Origin of the sequence: Burkholderia sp. MSMB1078WGS (assembly GCF_001528895.1) — a bacterium.
Taxonomy (GTDB): Bacteria; Pseudomonadota; Gammaproteobacteria; order Burkholderiales; family Burkholderiaceae; genus Burkholderia.
The window spans coordinates 19,966-38,705 of the sequence record NZ_LPDI01000006.1 but is presented as its reverse complement, the minus strand read 5'-3'; the positions used below and the strand labels follow the sequence as shown (position 1 = coordinate 38,705).

Below are 18,740 nucleotides of genomic sequence, written 5' to 3'. Positions count from 1 at the left end.
GCGCGTTCGCCGCTTCCGCACACTACGTGGCGCTTTTCCCGCGCCTTCCCTCGTTGCTTTCCTCGTGCCTTCCTTCTGTCGTGGCGCCGCGCGTCACTTCGGCAGCGCCGGAATCATCCAGGTCAGCACGTGCTGCTGCAGGAACACCAGCACGCCGAGCAACAGCGTGAGGATCACGCTGTGCCAGAAGGTGCGCGCGAACACGACGCCCTCCTGCCCTTTCAGGTCCGTCGTCGACACGCCCGTCGCGATGTTCTGCGGCGAGATCATCTTGCCCATCACGCCGCCCGACGAGTTGGTCGCGGCCATCAGCACCGGATCGAGGCCGAGCTGCCGGGCGGCGACGACCTGCAGGTTGCCGAACAGCGCGTTGCCCGACGTGTCGCTGCCGGACAGGAACACGGCGATCCAGCCGAGCGATGCGGACACCAGCGGGAACAGCGCGCCCGTCGACGCGACGCCGGTACCGAGCGTGTAGCTGATGCCCGAGTAGTTCAGCAGGTACGCGAGCCCGACGATCATCATCACCGTGACGATCGCGATCCACGTCTGGCGCCACGTCTTCACCACGCATTCGACAAACGCGCCGGGGCCGGTGCGCGTCAGCGCGGCCGTGACGATCGCCGACACGAGGATCGCGGTGCCCGTGCCGAGCGGCTGGAAATCCCAGATCGCCGCATACGGCTTGTGGTACAGCGACACGTACACGGCGTTGTGCAGCCCCGGCCACTTGATCTTCACGTCGCCGATCGCCGCGATGTTCGCGTGCACCCAGACGATCACGACCACCGACACGACGAGCCACGGCAACCAGCCGCCGAAGCCCGCGCGCGCGGCGCCGGCCGCGGCCGGCACGCTGCGCGCGAGCGCATATTGCGGATCGGGCTGCGGCTTCCACAACTGCAGGAAGCCGATCGTCACGATCAGCGACGAGAGCGACGACAGCACGTCGGTGAGCTGGTAGCCGAGGAAGTTCGACGTGACGAACTGCGCGATCGCGAAGCTGCCGCCGGACACGAGCAGCGCGGGCCACAGCTTCGCGATCGAGCGCAAGCCGCCGTATGCGCCGACCACGTAGAACGGCAGCAGCAGCGCGAAGAACGGCAACTGGCGGCCGACCATCTGCGCGAGCGTCGCGGGCGGCAGCGACGTGACCGCACCGAGCACGGTGATCGGCACGCCGAGCGCGCCGAACGCGACCGGCGCCGTGTTGAACAGCAGCGTATAGGTGAGCGCTTCGAGCGCGGGAAAGCCGAGCGCGATCAGCAGCGCGCTCGTGATCGCGACCGGCGTGCCGAACCCGGAGATCCCTTCGAGCAGACAGCCGAACGAGAACGCGACGACGAGCAGCACGAGGCGGCGATCGTCGGGCAGGTTGTCGAGCATCCACTGCCGGAACTGGTCGAAGCGGCCGGACTTCACCGCGATGTTGTACAGCAACAGCGCGTTGAAGACGATCCACATCACCGGCACGACCGCGAGCGCCATGCCGGCGCCGACCGCGTTGAACGCGAGCCCGGCCGGCATCCCCCACGCGCCGATCGCGACCGCGAGGCCCGCGACGAGCCCGGCGAGCGACGCCTGCCACGCGGGGCGGCGCAGCACGCCGAGCGCGACCAGCGCGACCGCGATCGGGATCGTCGCGACGAGGAACGACAGGAGCAGCGAGTGGGCGACCGGCGTCAACGGTTGCGCGAAGACGATGCCGGGCGGTAGGGCGTCGGTGGGATTCATCGTGTCTCCAGATGTCGACCCGAGTTGGCGCTTCAGCGCGTACTCGGGTCCCATGCCTTGTGCGGCCGGCCCGGGTTCGCATGTCGATGCGCCGGGCTCGGTACAAGTCGATGTCCTGCAGTCGCGACTACGATCGGGCGCTTGCGCACGCAACGACGTTGCGCGGCCAACCGATCGGTCGCTTAAAAGAGGTTAGGAGGCGCGACGCGCTTGTACAAGGGGGGAGAAGCCCGATGCGGGCGAGTCGATGCGGATCCGCCGCCGCACGATGGCCGGCAGATGGCGTGCCGCTGTCGCGTTCGACAGAAAACCCGTCGCGGCCGGCTCGAGCGTGGCCGCGCGATGCCGGTACCCGCGCAATGTTGCGCGACCGGAAAAGGTGACTGCCAGCCGCGAGGATGTTTCGTTTGGCGTCCGAAGCCTAGACTGGCTGCATCGTTTCCGGCCGCGCCGACGATGGCGCGGCACCGGAACCCCACGGAGCACACACGATGATGAAAATGAAACACGCGGCATGCGCGCTCGTGCTGATCGGCGCAGCGTTCGCCGCTCACGCGCAAGCCGCGTCGACGCTCACGCGCGCGCAAGTCCGCCAGGAACTCGCGGAACTGCAGGCCGCCGGCTACCGGACGCGCCTCGCAAGCAGTCCCGACTTTCCGCGGAACATGCAGGCGGTCATGCAACGTGCGGCGCAGGCGCGCGGCGAGGGCGAGGGCGACGCTGCCGGTTACGGCAGCGATGGCCAGGCCCACGCGGAATCGGCGAAGCCGGCGCTGCCGCACGCGGCCGATCGCGGCACGTACGCCCATCACTGATCGTCGACGGAACCGGATTGCAATCGCATCGCGGCGCGGCGCACCGTGCGCCGGCCGCATGCGCGATCGTCACACGCTGAAGCGGTTCAGCGTATAGGCGCGATAGGCGGCGACGAACGCGTCGAACGATCCGGCCTCCTTCGCTTCAAGCTCGGCCTGCTCGGCCAGCGACTTCGCGGCGAGCGCCTGCTCGGTGCGCAGCATCTCGGCCGAAGGCGGGTGCGCGCGGAAATGCGCGGCATGCGCTTCGCTTTGAGCGAGCGCGAAGGCGAGGAACGACTGACCGTTCTCGCGCATCGTGCGCAGCACGCGCGCGGACGGCGTGCGCTCCGGGTCGGCGAGCTTCTCGCGTTGCGCGGCAATCGCGCGCGCATGCTCGTCGCCGCCGCGAATGTCGTCGAGACGGCGGCCGACGATGTCGATATCGGCCATCAGCGCGTCCGCCCACGCCTGCAGCGCGACCGGCTGGCCGTCGCGCATCAGCGTGAGCCCCGGCTTGCGGCCATCCAGCGTCACGCTGCCGAAGTTCGCGTTCGCTTCCTTGTACGCGTCGCAGTCGAGCGGCGCGCTTTCGTCGAGCGCGCAGGCGAGCAGGAACGCGTCGAGGAAGCGCGCGGTCTCCAGTGCGATGCCGGTCGGTTCGAACGGATCGATGTCGAGACAGCGCACCTCGATGTACTGCACGCCGCGCGACGCGAGCGCATGCAGCGGCCGCTCGCCCGAATACGTGACGCGCTTCGGCCGGATCGTCGAGTAGAACTCGTTCTCGATCTGCAGCACGTTCGTGTTGATCTGGATCCACTCGCCGTCGCGATGCGTGCCGATCGCCTCGTACGCCGGATACGGCTCGCTGACGGCCTTCGACAGCGCGTCGAGATAGCCGGGCAGCGTGTTGTAGTCGACGTGCAGCGCGGCCTGGGCCGTCGTGTTCGAGTAGCCGAGATCGCTCATCCGCAGGCTGGTCGCATACGGCCGGTACAGCGTATCGGCGTCGAACGTGTCGAGCTTGTGCGGCTTGCCGCGCAGGAACTTCGTGTCGAGCACGGGCGACGCGCCGAACAGGTACATCAGCAGCCAGCTGCGGCGGCGGAAGTTGCGGATCAGCGCGAGATAGCGTTCCGACTGGTAATCGACGAGCGTCGCCGTCGATCCTTCTTCCGCATGCAGGCGCCGCCACACTTCCTCGTGCAGCGAGTAGTTGTAGTGGATGCCGGCGATGCATTGCATCGTGCGGCCGTAGCGATACGCGAGGCCGCGCCGGTACACCGTCTTCAGGCGGCCGATGTTCGACGTGCCGTAGTCGGCGATCGGGATCTGATCGTCGGCCGGCAGCAGGCCGGGCATCGAGTCGCTCCACAGCATCTCGTCGCCGAGCGATGCATAGACGTAGCGATGCAGATCGTCGAGGCGTTCGAGCGTGAGCGCGGCGTCGCGCTCCGCGGGCGTGATCAGTTCGATCAGCGCTTCGGAATAGTCGGTCGTCAGCGCCGGATGCGTGAGCGCCGAACCGAGCGCGCGCGGATGCGGCGTGAACGCGATCATCCCGTCGCGCGTCACGCGCAGGCTTTCCTTTTCGATGCCGCGCAGGCCGTCGGGCAGATGCTGCCGCGTCGGGCCCGAGCTCAGCGCGTCGAGGCGATTCAGCAGCAGTTCGGACTGGCGGTGAGTCATGGTGTTCGACATGGAGACGCAAGTGCGTGACGGCCGCGCGCAGAACGCCGCGCGCGGCCGGCTGGATTGTTGGTCGCTTCGTTGGTAGCGGGCACTTTAACATCTCGCCGGAACCCGCGCTTGAGGTGGCCTCGGGCACGGCGCGCGGGCCTGAGCGGGCCGTCGGACGGGCCGGGCGCGGCCGTCCCGGCCGGTATCGCCGGTTCCGGACGATGCCGATCGGCACGCCGGCCAGCGCCATTCGTCGGACGGAACGCGAACGGCGAACGAGCGGCGGCAAGTGCAACCTTGTCGGCGATTGGATCGCGAAACGACGCGTACGCACGCATCGCACGCGCGACGTCCGGCCGACGCCGGACGCGCGAACTCGCCATGACCCGCCGCGTCACGCCGGCGCTTGCCGCATGCCGACGCCGTGTGCGCAACGGGTTGCAACCCGGCCGCGTTGCGGTCGCGCCCGGTGGCGGGCCGCCGCGCTTACCCGCCGCGCGCGCCGCCCGCCCGGTCGGCCACTTCGTTCCACAGATGCAGCGCCGCATACGCACGCCACGGCCGCCAGCCTTCGGTGCGGCGCTTCTGGCTGGTGAGCCGGTCGAGCGCCGGGTCGCGCGCGGCGATCGACTGCATCAGCACGAGATCGGATGCCGGCCACGCGTCCGGGTCGCGCCACGCGCGCATCGCAATGTATTCGACGGTCCACGGGCCGATGCCGGGCAGCTCGAGCCATGCGCTGCGCAGCGTCGCGAGATCGGCATGCGCGCGGTCGACCGGCACGTCGCCCGCCGCCACCGCGCGCGCCACGCCGGTCAGCGCCGCCACGCGCTTGCCGGGCATCCCGATCTTGTCGAGATCGCACGCGGCCAGCGCGTCGGGTGTCGGGAAACGCCACGCGGGCGCGCCGTCGTCTTCATGAATCACGCGTTCGCCGGCCCGTTCGACGAGCCGGCCGACGATCGTCGTCGCGGCCTTCACGCTCACCTGCTGGCCGACGATCGCGCGCACGGCCAGCTCGAACCCCGACCACGCGCCCGGCACGCGCAGCCCCGGCGCGGCCTCGACGAGCGGCGCGAACCAAGGGTCGCGCGCGAGCCCGCCGCCGATCGCGGCCGGATCGGCGCCGAGGTCGAACATCGTCGCGACGCGTGCGGCGAATGCATCGTCGACGTGACGCGCGAGCGCCCCTTCGACGGTCGCGATCAGGCAATGCTTGCGCGGGTGTTTCGCGACGGTGAGCCGGCCTGCAATGCCGTGCAGGTCGACGATGCGGCGATACACGCCGTCGGCGACCTGCTCGACGCCCGGAATCGCGCGCCCGCTGAAGAAGCGCAGCACGCGCGCCCAGTCGTACGGCGCCTTGTAGCGCAGTTCCATCTGCGCGGACGGCGGCACTGGGCCGCCGTTCGCGAGGGACTTGATCGTCGTCGTCTCGATACTCAAACCGCACTGCCCTCCGTCTCGGCTTCGGCTTCATCGTTGTCGTGGATATGACGCGCCTCGGCCGCGAGCAGCGTCGCCTTGCGGCGCACGCCCCAGCGATAGCCGGCGAGCGCACCGCCCTTTTGCACGACGCGGTGGCACGGGATCGCGAGCGCGACCGGATTCGACGCGCACGCGGACGCGACCGCCCGCACCGCGCGCGGCGAGCCGAGCGCCTCGGCGATCTCCGAATAGCTGCGCGTTTCGCCGTACGGGATGTGCGTCAGCGCTTCCCACACGCGCTGCTGGAACGCGGTCGGCGCGATGTCGAGCGGCAGGTCGAATGCGTGCCGCGTGCCGTCGAGGTACGCGCGGATCTGCGTGACGAACGGCGCGAGCCGGGCCGGCGATTCGACCAGTTCGGCCCGCGCGAACGCCGCCTTCAGCTCGCCGACGAGCGACGCCGCGTCGTCGCCGAACGCGATCCGGCAGATGCCCTGTTCGGTGGCGGCGACGAGCACAGTGCCGAGCGACGTCGGCGCGGTCGCATAGTCGATCCGCAAGCCCGCGCCCTGGCGGCGGAAGGACGACGGCGCCATCCCCAATTCGCGCGGCACCGACGCATAGAGCCGCGACGGCGAATTGAAACCCGCGTCGACGGCCGCCTGCGTGACCGGCTGCCCGCTTTGCAGCGCCTGCCGCAGCGCAGCGCCGCGCTGCGCGGCCTGGTACTGCCGCGGCGACACGCCGACCACGCGCTTGAAGAGCCGCTGCAGGTGGAACGGGCTCACGTGCACGGCATCGCTCAACTGCTGCAGCGTGAGCCGCTCGGCGTGCGCGTCGAGCACCGCGCACGCGCGATTGACGATTTCCAGCTCGCGCGGCAGCCCTTCCGGCTGGCAACGCTTGCAGGGCCGGAAGCCGGCCGCGCGCGCGGCCGCCGGATCGGCGAAAAAGGACACGTTCTCGCGGCGCGGCTGGCGCGACGCGCAGGTCGGCCGGCAGAACACGCCGGTCGTGCTGACGGCATAGAAGAACGCGCCATCCGCATGCGGATCGCGTTCGGTCACGGCGGCCCAGCGGGCCTCGTCGGTCGGATAGGCGGTTTTCATTTGAACCTCGCACTCTCTAGTGTAGACGGTGCCTACTCTAGACATCGGCACATGCCGTCGCGCCCTGAATCTTGCTCTGTGATTCGTACCGATGAATCGGGGCCGCATCGCTAAAAATAAATCCGACGAAACGCGCGCGACAGCCGCTCCCGCATGGCTTTCGTCATCGTCGCGTCATCATTTTGCTGCAGTGCGGATGCGACAAATCGTCGTCCTGACGTTTTTTTGCAATCGGAATATTGCGTCGCACCATCGCCGTGTGTATAGTTGGAACTGTCTCCTCCATGTCTCCTCCTGATATGGATTAAGCCCGTTCCGCTCTGCGTGAACGGGCTTTTTTTCGTCCGTCGATTGTGCCGCGCTCCGGCCGGCAGCGCAGGCGCGTTGCGTCTACACTCGATGCTCGTCGACTGCGAAGGAGTGCCCGCCCATGAAGCCCACCATCCGCGGAATCGATCACATCGTGCTGCGCGTGACCGACATGGCGGCAATGACACGTTTTTACTGCGACGCCGTCGGTTGCCATGTGGAGAAGGAGCAGCCCGACCTGGGCCTTGTGCAGCTGCGCGCCGGCGATGCACTGATCGACCTGCTCGCGGTCGGCGGCCCGATCGACCGCCCCGACAGCGGCCCGCCCGGCACCGGGCGCAACCTCGACCACCTGTGCCTGCGCGTCGAGCCGTTCGATCCCGACGCATTGATCGCCCATTTCGCCGCGCATGGCGCGCGGCCGGAAGCGCCGGCGCAACGCTACGGCGCAGGCGGCTACGGGCCGTCGATCTACCTGTTCGATCCCGAAGGGAACATGGTCGAATTCAAGGGGCCGCCGGCCGCGCTCGGCTGAACGCGGCCGGCGCGCGGGCCGTCACGCGTCGGCGCGCGCCTTCAGTACCGTCCACTCGACCGCGACCGGATCGTGATCGGCGCTCGAGATCCATGCGGCGCCGTCCTGCACCGTGCACTGCAGGCGCATCGTGCGCTCCGCGAGTCGCCCGAGCGCAGCCGCGACACCATCGGCGAGCGACAGCACCTGCACGTTGCGCAGCCGTTCGACCTTGCTGCGCACGCCCTGCCACCAGATCTCCGACGTCTTGCCGCCGTAGGCGATCACCGTGACCTGCCCGGCACGGCCGGCCGCCTTCGAGATGCGCCGTTCGTCCGGCTGGCCGGCCTCGATCCATACGTCGATCGCGCCCGTCAGGTCCTTCTGCCACAGATCGGGCTCGTCGACGTCCGACAGCCCCTTGCAGAATTCGAGTCGCTCGTGCGCGAACAGCGCGAACGCGACGATGCGCACCATCATCCGATCGTCGGTTTCCGACGGATGGCGCGCCACCGTCAGCGCGTGATCGGCGTAGTAATGCCGATCCATGTCGGCGATTTGCAGTTCGGCTTTGTAGATCGTGGATTTCAGCGCCATGCGGATGCGGCCCGGGCGGGCATTCGGTTCGGTCGGGCCGTGATGATACCGAATGCGCGCCGTCCGGCGTGCTTCATGCGCGATCCACAGTACAACGGCCCGGCATGGGCCGGGCCGTGTTCGATTCGCGCCGCCGACCCGACGGGCCGGCGCGCTCCGCGTCGTGCGACGGCGCGGTGAGTGGACGGTTACTGCTTGACGAAGCGCGAATCGGTCCAGAGGCCTTGCTGGTCGCTGTTGTCGGCGCTGACGAACTGCACGTCGCCCTGCTCGACCGATACCACGCGGAAGCGCTGGCCTTCCGGCACCGAAAGACAGCGGAAGTCGTCGAAGTACTGCTGCTTCGCCTGCGACTTGCCGTCACGTTCGTGACTCAGTACGGAGTCCAGATTGTCTTTCGACAGGCAGCCCCATGCGTTCTTCGTCAGCTGGATTTCCTGCTTCGGCTTGACGGCCGAATCGCCGCCGGCCTGGGCAATCGACATAGCGCAAAATGCGCCGACAAGGGCAAAAAGGACACCGGTACGCTTCATCATGTTCTGTCTCCAGGCTTGCGGGCACCAGGCTGGGTTAGCTATGTGTTTAAAGGTGATCGTGAACCCGCGTTTTTCACTTTAGAAGACCGGCAAACGATAGCAAGCACATTTGTTGTGCGACCGCAATAGCGGCGGATTGTCGCACCCCGTGCGCAGCCCGCTTTTGGCGCGACACGCGCGGGCGGCACGGGCTGCCGAACGATGCGCCGGCCCGCGCCGCCGGGCGGAAAGCGTTACCCGGCAAGGCTTTCAGCAAATTTACAATGCAACGATTGAACGGTTTGGATAATCCATTTCGCTATCCGGATCATTTTGATGCGTTGCACATAAAGTCATCCGAAACGATTCGACTTTACCGCAGCGCGGAATCGCTTTTACCTGAAACAAGAAAAATGCCAGATATAAGCGCATCCGTATTTATCCGTAGTTCCCCGCATCCGTTCGGCGCCTGCGAAGCCCCGTCGCAAGCGCCTTTTACCAGTGTGGTGTTTACCCTGCTTTATTCAGCCCGATTGGCTGACGCGCGAAATAATCGTGCTGGAAGATGCACATCCGATAAGCGTTGTGATACGCGCCATTCCCGAAAAATTCTTCCTTCAATTCGGCCTCGTGCTGGAATCCGCATTTCTCGTACACATGGATCGCCGCCGCGTTCGACGTATCCACGATCAGGTAAAGCTTGCGCATGTTCAGCACCTTGAACGCGTACTCGACCGCGAGACGCGTCGCCTGGCCCGCGTAGCCGCGCCCCTGGCAGTGCGGCGCGATGATGATCTGGAACTCGCCGCGACGGTGGATGTAGTCGAGCTCGATCAGCTCGACGAGGCCGACCAGTTCGTCTTGCGTATCGACCGCGACGAACCGGCGCTCGCGCTGGTCGTGCACGTGGCGGTCGTACAGTTGCGACAGTTCCGAGAAGGTTTCGTACGGCTCCTCGAACCAGTAGCGCATGATCTTCGCGTCGTTGTTCAGCTCGTGGACGAAGCGCAGGTCCTGGCGCTCCAGCGGCCGCAGCGCGAGCGTGTGGGTATCGTTCTGGAGTTGCATGTTCATTGTCCTTTTCGATGCCGGCGCACGTGCGGAACGCCGGCGCGGCACGGCCGCGTTCGGCGCCGTTGCGCACCGTAAGAAATTGAACGCCGGCGCAGTTCAGAGCCTAGAATGAGAGCAAGGGTTCCTGCCACCGCAAGGAGGCTATCGTGATCGAGCAAGTCATACTCGGCATTTTCCTCGTGCTGCCGCTGGTCATCGTGGCTGCGCTCTTTTCCGACGAACTCTGGCAGGAGCATCGCCGCCAGCATCCGCGCGACGAGAACGCACCGCACATCGACTGGAAGCATCCGTGGCGCCGCGTGCGACGCGGGCATTGACTTCGATCCTCGTCGATCCGCAGCACGCGTCGGCCGGGCCACCCTGGGCCGGATAACATGCGGTGCACGATTCTTGCGCTTCGATCCGATTCCCGCTCAACCCGCGAGACCCCGACGTGAACGACAAGCCCGCCCTTCCTCCGCACGATATCCCGAACGAAACGATCGACCTGCAGATCGCCGATGTGCTGGCGGCCGTCCGCTATCCGGCGAACAAGGATGCGATCGTCGATGCCGCACGCGATGCCGGCGCCAGTAACGAAGTGCTGTCGATGCTCGACGGTCTGCCCGAACAGGATTACGCGGACGTCGACGCCGTCACGCGCTGCGTCGCCGGCAACTTCGGCCCGGGGCTCGGCATTTGAGCGGATGCCAATAACGGGATAGGATCGGACCGCACCGGTCGCGCCGCGATCGGATGCGTGCCGCCCGGCGCAAGACCGGGCGCTCGAGCACGCATGCCCGGGGGAATCCATGGAAGGCATCCTGATCCAGCACACGACGCGACGTCAGCTGTGGTTCGGCGCGCTGACGGCACTCGTCATCCTGCTTGCGCTCGGGATCGCCGCGCCGCACGCGAACGTCGCGCTGCCGGCCGTCGAGCCATTCATGCCGATGTGCGCGCTCACCGTGTTCACGACCGCGAGCATCGCGGCGTTCTTCCTCGGCGCGCAGTTCACCGTGACGCGCCAGCCCGTGCTCGGTGCGCTCGGCGGCGCCTATGCGTTCACCGCGCTCGCCGTCGCGCTGCAACTGCTCACCTTTCCCGGCGTGTTCACGCCGCACGGCCTGCTCGGCGCGCGCCCGCAGAGCGCCGCATGGATGTGGATCTTCTGGCATGCCGGCTTTCCGTGCTTCGTGATGGCCGCGCTGTTCGCACGCGAGCGGCTCACGCGCGCCCCGGTCGGCGCGAAAGAGACGCGCCGCTGGACGATCGCGCTCGTCGGCGGCCCGGCCGTCGCGGCGGCACTCCTGTGCGCGCTCGCGCTGAACGTGTCGCTGCCGCCCGTGTTCCATCCGCCTCGCGACGCAGCCGTGCTGCCCGTCAACGGCATCGCGCTCGTCGTATGGATCCTCAACGTGCTCGCGCTCGCGGCCGTGCTCGTCGCGGGCCGGCTGCGCACGACGCTCGACCTGTGGCTCGCGATCGCGGTGCTCGCGTGCCTGACCGACACGACGCTGAACCTGCTGACCACGAACCGCTTCACGGTCGGCTGGTATGTCGCGCGCGTGTTCAGCATGTTCACGCCCGGCGTGCTCGTGTGCGTGCTCGCGTGGGAAGTGACGATGCTGTATCAGCAGTTGTTCGAAGCGCATGCGACGCTGATCCGTTCTTCCGCGCGCGACGGGCTCACGGGCGCGTTCAACCGCAGCCACTTCAACGACCATTTCCACGCGCTGTTCCTGCAGGCGCGACGGCAGGGCGAACCGCTGTCGCTGCTGATGGTCGACGTCGATCACTTCAAGGCGTACAACGACGCGTTCGGTCACGTGAAGGGCGATGCGTGCCTGATCGCCGTCGCGAACGCACTGGCCGGCGCCGTACGGCGGCCGGCCGATATCGTCGCGCGCTACGGCGGGGAGGAATTCGCGATCGTGCTGCCGAACACCGGCGCGCGCGGTGCGCGGGTGGTGGCCGACGAAGCGCGCGAAGCCGTGCTGCGGCTCGACCTCGCGATGCCCGATTCGCCGGCCGGACGCGTGAGCGTCAGCGTCGGCTGCGCGACCGTGGCGGCCGATGATCTGTCGACACCCGACGCGTTGATCGAAGCCGCCGATGCCGCGCTGTACCGGGCGAAGGATATGGGGCGAAACCGGGTCGTCGTCGCCTGAAAACGTCTGCTGTTTGGCTAATTGTTACGGTCATTGTGACCGGAATAATCCGCCGTTACGGATTGCGTGACCGGGATACCAACGCTTACAGCCGGTGTTGTGGGCGCTCGCTATGCTGGGTTCCATATCGAACCCGAGCAGGTGAACGCGATGAAGAAGACCCTTTTGCTGATTGCCGGCGTCGCCGTGTTGTTGAGCGGCTGTATCGTGGTGCCTGACGGTGGTGGGTATTACGGGGACGGCGGGTATTACCATCATCATCGTCATTGGGATTGAATGTCCGGACTCGTATCGACGGGCACCCAGGTTCATCGTGAGGCTTGAGACCCGACGCAGGATCTGCCTGACGACAGCGGGGATAAAAGCCCCTTCCGCCTGTGTTAACATGCCCCGCTGCATACCGATTCAAGGGCCCTTCACCGTGGCGAAATTTTCAAACGGCAATCAAACGCCTCGTATCGCAACACGCGATCGCGACGTTCGAACCGCCGTCATGAAAAAGGTCCTTGCAGAGCCGCTGTCGAACCCCAACGTGCTCGTCGTAGAAGAGCTTGGGCTTGAGCACGGTGCATGCAGGGTCGATATCGCGGTGATCAATGGCGTCATTCACGGGTATGAGCTCAAAAGTGACACCGACACACTGCACCGTCTTCCGCTGCAGATCGACGCCTACTCGCGAGCGCTCGACAAGGCGACGCTTGTCGTGAGCGAACGGCACTTCGTCGAAGCGGCGAATCTGCTTCCTCCGTGGTGGGGCATCAAGGTATCGCATGTCGGTCCTCGCGGAGCGGTTCACATCGAGACCGAGCGCGCCGCGTCGATGAACCCCGACATCTCCCCCTTCCATGTCGCCCACCTTTTGTGGCGTGACGAAGCGCTGGCTATTCTGGAAGCCCTCGAAACCGACAAGAAGGCGCTGCGCGGCAGCAGGCAAGCGCTGTATACGCTACTCACGCAACACCTTTCCCCTTCGTCGCTTCGCGCGCAGGTCAGGGAAGCGTTGAAACGCCGAACAAGGTGGCGACGTCCCTCACAACCTTCGTGACATGATGGTTGCTCCCCACCATCGGCCAGGTTGACGCACCGCCGGTACTTCCAGTGCCGCTCGCGCAGTCCTCGATGAATTGATCACCGTGTGAATAAGCGCCGCCCATGAAGATCGGCGGCTTGGCGGATACGATGCTCCTGCAAATGTCGGCGTACTGTGCGCGCCCATGTTTCTTGACCTGCACGCCCATCGCGATGAACCACTCATCGTCGATGGTGTACTTCACCCTTGCATTCGGATCGAGCATGCGCGGATCGATGAGCTCGGTCTCCGGATGCGCCACGGCGTAGTCGCCGAAAGTCGGCACACGCGTGCCGGCAGGCAGCATTCCGACAAGCGATTTGTAGCCAAGCCAATCGTGACGCTTGATCAGGCCCGACGGCCGATAAGACGCCGACGGCAACGTCTGCGGGAACGACGTCCCGGCAATCGTGACGGACCGCCAATCGTCGAGCTTGGGTAACTCGTCGAGCAACCCTTTCCACACCAATGCCTGCATCTTCGGGCTGGTTGCGATGTCGGCCGCGCAATCGAGTACGAGATCGCACGCGCCTTCTCTTATTCCGATCCCGTCCAGCAACGTATTCACTTCCGCACGCATCGAAATGCCGAAGTCGTCCGGTGTCAGCCGAAGGCAAGCTCCCCGCCCATCGCGATCGACAATCGCCGTTACTGCAGCCATGTAGGCTTCGGAACGCCCCAATCCAAACACCGGCACGGGCATGGCTCCAGCGGCCCGCGCGAGGTCGAAGATATGGGCCAGGTGATGCGCGCCGCTCTCGACACATGCGTCGCCGTCGATAAAAGGCGAATCGACAAAACAACGTCGCGTGTCCCATTTTTGTTTGAGTCGCACGCCAAACTTGCTCAAGTGCTCATCGAGGCTCTTGGCGGGCGCTTCAGCTTCAAAATCCCAAGCCTCCGTCGGTACCTCGAACAACGGTGTCACCCAATCCATGACGGTCGGCGTCAATCTGGACAGCGCAAGGTATTCCCCTTGACGCCATTTCAATACTGGAACGTAGTGGTTATGATCGAACATGCTTTCCTCAAAGTAGAACTCGCCAAAGTTGAGCACTCCCGCCACTCCGAGACGAATGGCGTCATTTGAGGATTCCAGTATCGATTCAATATCGCAAGAGCGCCCACGAAATTTGTCCATTTCGCACCGGATATCTCAATAAATCGACACTTCAAACTAATGCATATTTCGCATCATCCGATACATACATTGAGAAAAATTTGCGTCGTCGAAAAATCAGCTTCGCCGTCGCCCGTCCGACGGGTATTGCCCGTCAAGGAATACCGGGTACATCACGCGGATGCCGGGTAGCCGAAGACATCGATTGTTGTCTGATGAAGGATGACGAAAAATAGAGCAATCAACAGATTGCATCGGCAAATGTCATAAACCGTATATTTTTAGTGTCGACACACAGAAGCATTCTTCGCAATCGGCACAAGGAATCGCCGCTCGGGTGTTTTTTAGTTTCAAAAACAATTCGGCCTTTTATTTCCCGATACAAAACCTGCTGAAAATCACCCCCAGCAGGTCATCGGAAGTGAACTCCCCGGTAATCGAATTGAGCTGCTCCTGCGCGAGCCGAAGCTCTTCCGCAAACAGATCGAGCGACTGCGCGCGCTGCTCCGCATGATCGGCCGCCTGCGCAAGATGCGCCTGCGCAGCCCGCAGCGCGATCAAATGCCGCTCGCGCGCCAGATAAACGCCCTCGGCCCCCGCCTGCCATCCGGCGATCCGCAGCAGCTCCGCGCGCAGCATGTCGATCCCGTCGCCGCGCTTGGCCGACAGATGGATCTCGGTCAGGTCACCTTCCGCCGCCGGATGCTCGACGCACGCCGGCACGCCGGTCAGGTCCGTCTTGTTCAGCACGCGCACCACCGGCACGCCGGCCGGAAACCGCGCCGCGATCGTCCCGTCGTCCGGCGTCATCCCCGTGCGCGAATCGAGCAGATGCAGCACGACATCCGCGCGCTCGATCTCGCTCCACGTGCGCGCAATGCCGATCCGCTCGACTTCGTCCTCCGTCTCGCGCAGCCCGGCCGTATCGATGATGTGCAGCGGAATCCCTTCGACCTGGATCGTCTGCGCGACCTTGTCGCGCGTCGTTCCGGCGATCGGCGTGACGATCGCCAGCTCGGCGCCCGCCAGCGCATTCAGCAGCGACGACTTGCCGACGTTCGGCTGCCCCGCGAGCACGACCGACAGCCCTTCGCGCAACAGCGCGCCCTGCCGCGCATCGCCGAGCACGTGCGCGAGCTGCGCACGGATCTTCGCGAGCTTGCCGCGCGCGTCGGCCGCTTCGAGGAAGTCGATTTCCTCCTCCGGAAAATCGAGCGTCGCCTCGACCAGCATCCGCAGCGTGATCACGTCGTCGACGAGCGCATGGATCTGCCGCGAGAACGCGCCGTCGAGCGAACGCCCGGCCGAGCGCGCGGCCGCCTCGGTGCTCGCCTCGATCAGGTCGGCAACGGCCTCGGCCTGCGCGAGGTCGAGCTTGTCGTTCAGGAACGCGCGCCGCGTGAACTCGCCCGGCTCCGCGAGCCGCAGCCCGAAGCCGCGCCCCGCATCCAGGCAGCGCTGCAGCAGCAACTGCATCACGATCGGCCCGCCATGCCCCTGCAGTTCGAGCACGTGCTCGCCGGTATATGAATACGGCGCCGGGAAATACAGCGCGATCCCGCGGTCGAGTGGCGCGCCGTGCGCGTCGAGGAACGGCACGTAGCTCGCATGACGCGGCGCGAGCTTCTGTCCGCACAACGCGTCGATCAGCGGCAGCGCGGCCGCCTCGCCGCCGCGCCCGAACGATACGCGGACGACCCCGATGCCGCCCCGGCCGGCAGCAGTGGCAATGGCGACGATCGGATCGGAATCGGTAGCGAGCATGGGAATCGGAGAAATCGGGTAAGCAGCGAGTCAATGGCGCGCCCGCACAACAGTTCGGGCATCGGAACGCCGGCATTGTAGCGTGCCGGCTCGCCCGCCACCGGCCGCGGCGCCGGATTCGGACTCGCCCGAATTTATCCCGCCGGGGATAAGCCAAGTATTAGTCCGGCATCATCACACACCGGCCATTTCGGACGAGTATGCGTACCGGAGGGGCTCGGCACTGCGTCCCTCAATTTCATCGCCCATACTGATCAGGGCCGGGATTCGTCCGAACGAGATACGTTTATCTCATATGGTTGTCTGAGACGCGGCGATGGAATTGCACAATCTCCCCATGCCGACATCCGAAGAAAAAGCCGCGTTCTCGGAACGCCTGAAATTTGCCCTACGGCGCAGCCCGGAGAAGGTCACGGGCGCGACGGAACTGGCGAACCGATTCAATCTGCGCCATCGCGGAACGCATCCCGTTTCGCCGCAAACCGCGCACAAATGGTTGACGGGCCGCACGATCCCGACGTCGGACAAACTCGAAACGCTTGCCGAATGGTTGCGCGTCGAAGTGCACTGGCTGCATTACGGGCCGTCGCCGAGCGTGATCGAACATCCGACGCCGCAACCGCTGCCGCGCGACGAACGCTATCCGCCGACGCCCGAGACGATCGAACTCGCGTCGAAGATCGAAGCGCTATCTCCGCACCAGCGCTACCTCGTTCAGGAACTGGTCGAGCAGTTCTACGGCGATCCGAAACCCGAAGCGAAGAAAGCCTGAACGGCAGCAACCGCGCGCGCCGCCGTCGCCGGGAAACAAAAAGCCGCATGGTCACGAACCATGCGGCTTTTTTTGCGAGCATCACGGGCGGCTGGCCGCCCGCGAATGCAACGGGCGTCAGGCCGGCTTCTTCTTGACGCCGCCGAGCTTGCGCGTGATGTAGTACTGCTGCGCGATCGACAACACGTTGTTCACGACGTAGTACAGCACGAGACCGGCCGGGAAGAAGAAGAACATCACCGAGAACGCGATCGGCATGAACTTCATCATCTTCGCCTGGACCGGATCCGGCGGCGTCGGGTTCAGGCTCGTCTGCACGAACATCGACACGGCCATCAGCACCGGCAGGATGAAGAACGGATCGCGCTGCGACAGGTCGTGAATCCACAGAATCCACGGCGCGCCGCGCATTTCGACCGAGGCGAGCAGCACCCAGTACAGCGAAATGAACACCGGGATCTGGATCACGACCGGCAGGCAGCCGCCGAACGGATTGACCTTCTCGGTCTTGTACAGCTCCATCAGCGCGGCGTTCATCTTCTGCGGATCGCTCTTGAAGCGTTCGCGCAGCGCCTGCATGCGCGGCGTGATTTCCTTCATGCGCGCCATCGACTTGTAGCTCGCCGCCGACAACGGGAAGAACACGGCCTTGATCAGCACGGTCAGCAGCACGATCGCCCAACCCCAGTTGCCGACGTAGCTGTGGATCTTCTCGAGCAACCAGAACAGCGGCTTCGCGATGATCGTCACCCAACCGTAATCCTTCACGAGCTCCAGACCGGGCGCGATGCCTTCGAGCATGCGCTCTTCTTCCGGACCGGCGAACAGGCGCGCCTGCACGTCGGCCGACTGGCCCGGCGCGATCGCGGCGACCGGTTGCTCTACGCCGATGCGATAGAGCGACCCGTCCAACTTCTTCGCGTAGATCTCACGCTTCGCGCCTTGCTGCGGAATCCACGCCGACGCGAAGTAGTGCTGCACCATCGCGATCCAGCCATTGTCGGCAGAGGTCTCGAAGTTCGCCTTGTTCTTGTCGAGATCGCTGAAGTCAATCTTCTGAAAGTGCTTCGCATCCGTATAGACCGCCGGCCCGAGGAACGTATGCGAGAACATCGGCGTTTCGACCGGCGTGTTGTCGCGGACCAGCTCCATATAGAGCCTCGGCGTCACAGGCGCCGTACCGACGTTGTCGATCTTGGTGTCGACGCCGATCACGTAGCTGCCGCGCGTGAACGTGTAGGTCTTCACGACCTTCACGCCGCCCTTCACCGGCGATTCGAACGACAGCTTCAGCGTGTTCTGATCGCCCGTCAGCGACGTCGGGCCCGCATCGATCTGCGTGTAGACGTCCGTGTGATTCGGGAAATCGCCGCCGACGAGGCCCGTGCGTGCGAGATACGTGTGGCCGGCCGTGTGGTCGAACAGCGTGATGTACAGGTCGGGCTGCTTGCCGTCGCCCTGCTTCTTCAGCGTCAGCTTCGCGAGCGTGCCGCCGCGCGTGTCGATTTCGCCGTCGTACACGTCGGTCGAGAATTTCACGAGCTGCGCCTGCGCGGCCGGGGCCGTCGTCGACGGTGCGGCGCCGGCTGCGGCGGCAGGCACGTCACCTGCGTTCGTCGCGCCCGTGCCCGATGCGCCGCCGGCAGCGGCCGGGGCCGTGTGCGTGGCGCTCGGGAAGAACATCGACGGGCGTCCATGGTCCCGCTGCCAGTTGTCGTACAGCATGACAGCTGACATGAAAAAGATCACCCATAGGACGGTGCGTTTGATATCCATGCGTTGTCTCAGAGTCGATGGGACCGCGCGTCGGCTTCGCCGCGAGCGCGAGTGTCGGAGTTGGGCGGCGGGACGAGGTCGATGCCGCCCGCGGAAAACGGATGGCATCGGCACACGCGCCTGACGGCGAGATACGTGCCGCGCGCGGCGCCATGATACTGGATTGCCTCGCGCGCGTAATCCGAACAGGAAGGATAAAAACGGCAACGGTTGCCGAGCATCGGGCTCACGGCAACCTTGTAGAAGCGCAGCAAGGCGATCAATACCGTTTTCATACCTTGGGCGGCGCCGTACGACGCCGCGTCAAAACCGGCCGGGCGGGCGCGAACGCC

At 65.5% G+C, this 18,740-nt stretch carries 19 protein-coding genes; 8 read left to right on the top strand and 11 right to left on the bottom strand.

Translation table 11 applies throughout. The features are described from left to right. Window positions 1–93 precede the first annotated feature (93 nt). A complete protein-coding gene (locus tag WT24_RS01755; protein WP_060030719.1) occupies window positions 94–1,734 on the bottom strand; it encodes an L-lactate permease in 1,641 nt (546 codons plus the stop codon). Window positions 1,735–2,225: 491 nt separating this feature from the next. On the opposite strand from WT24_RS01755, the gene WT24_RS01750 reads away from it, so the two are divergent. Next, window positions 2,226–2,549: a DUF4148 domain-containing protein gene (locus WT24_RS01750; protein WP_060030715.1), complete on the top strand. Its 324-nt coding sequence runs from the start codon at window positions 2,226–2,228 to the stop codon at window positions 2,547–2,549. 69 nt (window positions 2,550–2,618) lie between these two features. On the opposite strand, the gene gshA is transcribed toward WT24_RS01750, so the two are convergent. From gshA to ada, 3 genes are all read right to left on the bottom strand, one after another. After that, on the bottom strand, window positions 2,619–4,232 hold the full coding sequence (gene gshA / locus WT24_RS01745; RefSeq protein WP_059791117.1) for a glutamate--cysteine ligase: 1,614 nt from the start codon (window positions 4,230–4,232) through the stop codon (window positions 2,619–2,621). A gap of 465 nt (window positions 4,233–4,697) precedes the next feature. Beyond that, entirely contained in the window at window positions 4,698–5,657 is a 960-nt protein-coding gene (locus WT24_RS01740) for a DNA-3-methyladenine glycosylase (protein ID WP_059501479.1), read from the bottom strand. After that, window positions 5,654–6,748 carry a bifunctional DNA-binding transcriptional regulator/O6-methylguanine-DNA methyltransferase Ada gene (gene ada / locus WT24_RS01735; RefSeq protein ID WP_059501482.1) on the bottom strand — a complete coding sequence of 365 codons (1,095 nt, stop codon included), beginning with the start codon at window positions 6,746–6,748 and terminating at the stop codon, window positions 5,654–5,656. The genes WT24_RS01740 and ada overlap by 4 nt, the downstream gene beginning before the upstream one ends. Window positions 6,749–7,178: 430 nt before the next feature. Between ada and WT24_RS01730 the strand changes: the two genes are divergently transcribed. Continuing rightward, complete coding sequence (locus tag WT24_RS01730; protein WP_034208723.1) at window positions 7,179–7,592, top strand: VOC family protein; 414 nt, start codon at window positions 7,179–7,181, stop codon at window positions 7,590–7,592. A 21-nt stretch (window positions 7,593–7,613) separates the two neighbouring features. On the opposite strand, the gene WT24_RS01725 is transcribed toward WT24_RS01730, so the two are convergent. From WT24_RS01725 to speG, 3 genes are all read right to left on the bottom strand, one after another. Beyond that, on the bottom strand, window positions 7,614–8,168 hold the full coding sequence (locus WT24_RS01725; protein WP_059501487.1) for a YaeQ family protein: 555 nt from the start codon (window positions 8,166–8,168) through the stop codon (window positions 7,614–7,616). A gap of 188 nt (window positions 8,169–8,356) precedes the next feature. Then, on the bottom strand, window positions 8,357–8,704 hold the full coding sequence (sap1, locus tag WT24_RS01720; RefSeq protein WP_060030712.1) for a surface attachment protein Sap1: 348 nt from the start codon (window positions 8,702–8,704) through the stop codon (window positions 8,357–8,359). A gap of 489 nt (window positions 8,705–9,193) precedes the next feature. Next, window positions 9,194–9,751 (bottom strand): spermidine N1-acetyltransferase, encoded by a 558-nt coding sequence (gene speG, locus WT24_RS01715; RefSeq protein WP_060030805.1) that lies wholly within the window; start codon window positions 9,749–9,751, stop codon window positions 9,194–9,196. A gap of 152 nt (window positions 9,752–9,903) precedes the next feature. Between speG and WT24_RS34785 the strand changes: the two genes are divergently transcribed. The 5 genes from WT24_RS34785 to WT24_RS31910 all read left to right on the top strand — a co-directional run bounded on the left by WT24_RS34785 (window position 9,904) and on the right by WT24_RS31910 (window position 12,952). Further along, window positions 9,904–10,074 (top strand): hypothetical protein, encoded by a 171-nt coding sequence (locus tag WT24_RS34785; protein ID WP_006489933.1) that lies wholly within the window; start codon window positions 9,904–9,906, stop codon window positions 10,072–10,074. Between the two features lie 116 nt (window positions 10,075–10,190). Next, the gene (locus WT24_RS01710; RefSeq protein ID WP_059501490.1) at window positions 10,191–10,439 is read left to right on the top strand and encodes a DUF2795 domain-containing protein; all 249 of its coding nucleotides are present in this window, start codon (window positions 10,191–10,193) and stop codon (window positions 10,437–10,439) included. Between the two features lie 109 nt (window positions 10,440–10,548). Next, entirely contained in the window at window positions 10,549–11,907 is a 1,359-nt protein-coding gene (locus WT24_RS01705) for a sensor domain-containing diguanylate cyclase (RefSeq protein WP_060030711.1), read from the top strand. A gap of 150 nt (window positions 11,908–12,057) precedes the next feature. Then, on the top strand, window positions 12,058–12,183 hold the full coding sequence (locus WT24_RS35155) for a hypothetical protein (protein WP_256980637.1): 126 nt from the start codon (window positions 12,058–12,060) through the stop codon (window positions 12,181–12,183). A gap of 217 nt (window positions 12,184–12,400) precedes the next feature. Then, a complete protein-coding gene (locus WT24_RS31910; protein WP_082742052.1) occupies window positions 12,401–12,952 on the top strand; it encodes a sce7726 family protein in 552 nt (183 codons plus the stop codon). Here the strand turns inward: WT24_RS31910 and WT24_RS01695 are convergent. Beyond that, window positions 12,897–14,033, bottom strand: coding sequence for a beta family protein (locus WT24_RS01695; RefSeq protein ID WP_257127409.1), 1,137 nt, complete (start codon window positions 14,031–14,033; stop codon window positions 12,897–12,899). The two genes, WT24_RS31910 and WT24_RS01695, sit on opposite strands and share 56 nt — an antisense overlap. Window positions 14,034–14,465: 432 nt before the next feature. Beyond that, window positions 14,466–15,860: a tRNA uridine-5-carboxymethylaminomethyl(34) synthesis GTPase MnmE gene (gene mnmE / locus WT24_RS01690; protein ID WP_060030705.1), complete on the bottom strand. Its 1,395-nt coding sequence runs from the start codon at window positions 15,858–15,860 to the stop codon at window positions 14,466–14,468. A gap of 337 nt (window positions 15,861–16,197) precedes the next feature. On the opposite strand from mnmE, the gene WT24_RS01685 reads away from it, so the two are divergent. Beyond that, on the top strand, window positions 16,198–16,632 hold the full coding sequence (locus tag WT24_RS01685) for a transcriptional regulator (protein ID WP_059501495.1): 435 nt from the start codon (window positions 16,198–16,200) through the stop codon (window positions 16,630–16,632). Between the two features lie 117 nt (window positions 16,633–16,749). Here WT24_RS01685 and yidC read toward each other — a convergent pair whose 3' ends face one another. Together yidC and yidD are read right to left on the bottom strand one after the other, a co-directional pair. Continuing rightward, on the bottom strand, window positions 16,750–18,408 hold the full coding sequence (gene yidC, locus WT24_RS01680; protein ID WP_060030703.1) for a membrane protein insertase YidC: 1,659 nt from the start codon (window positions 18,406–18,408) through the stop codon (window positions 16,750–16,752). 8 nt (window positions 18,409–18,416) lie between these two features. Then, window positions 18,417–18,683 carry a membrane protein insertion efficiency factor YidD gene (gene yidD / locus WT24_RS01675; protein WP_006489939.1) on the bottom strand — a complete coding sequence of 89 codons (267 nt, stop codon included), beginning with the start codon at window positions 18,681–18,683 and terminating at the stop codon, window positions 18,417–18,419. Window positions 18,684–18,740: the final 57 nt, after the last annotated feature.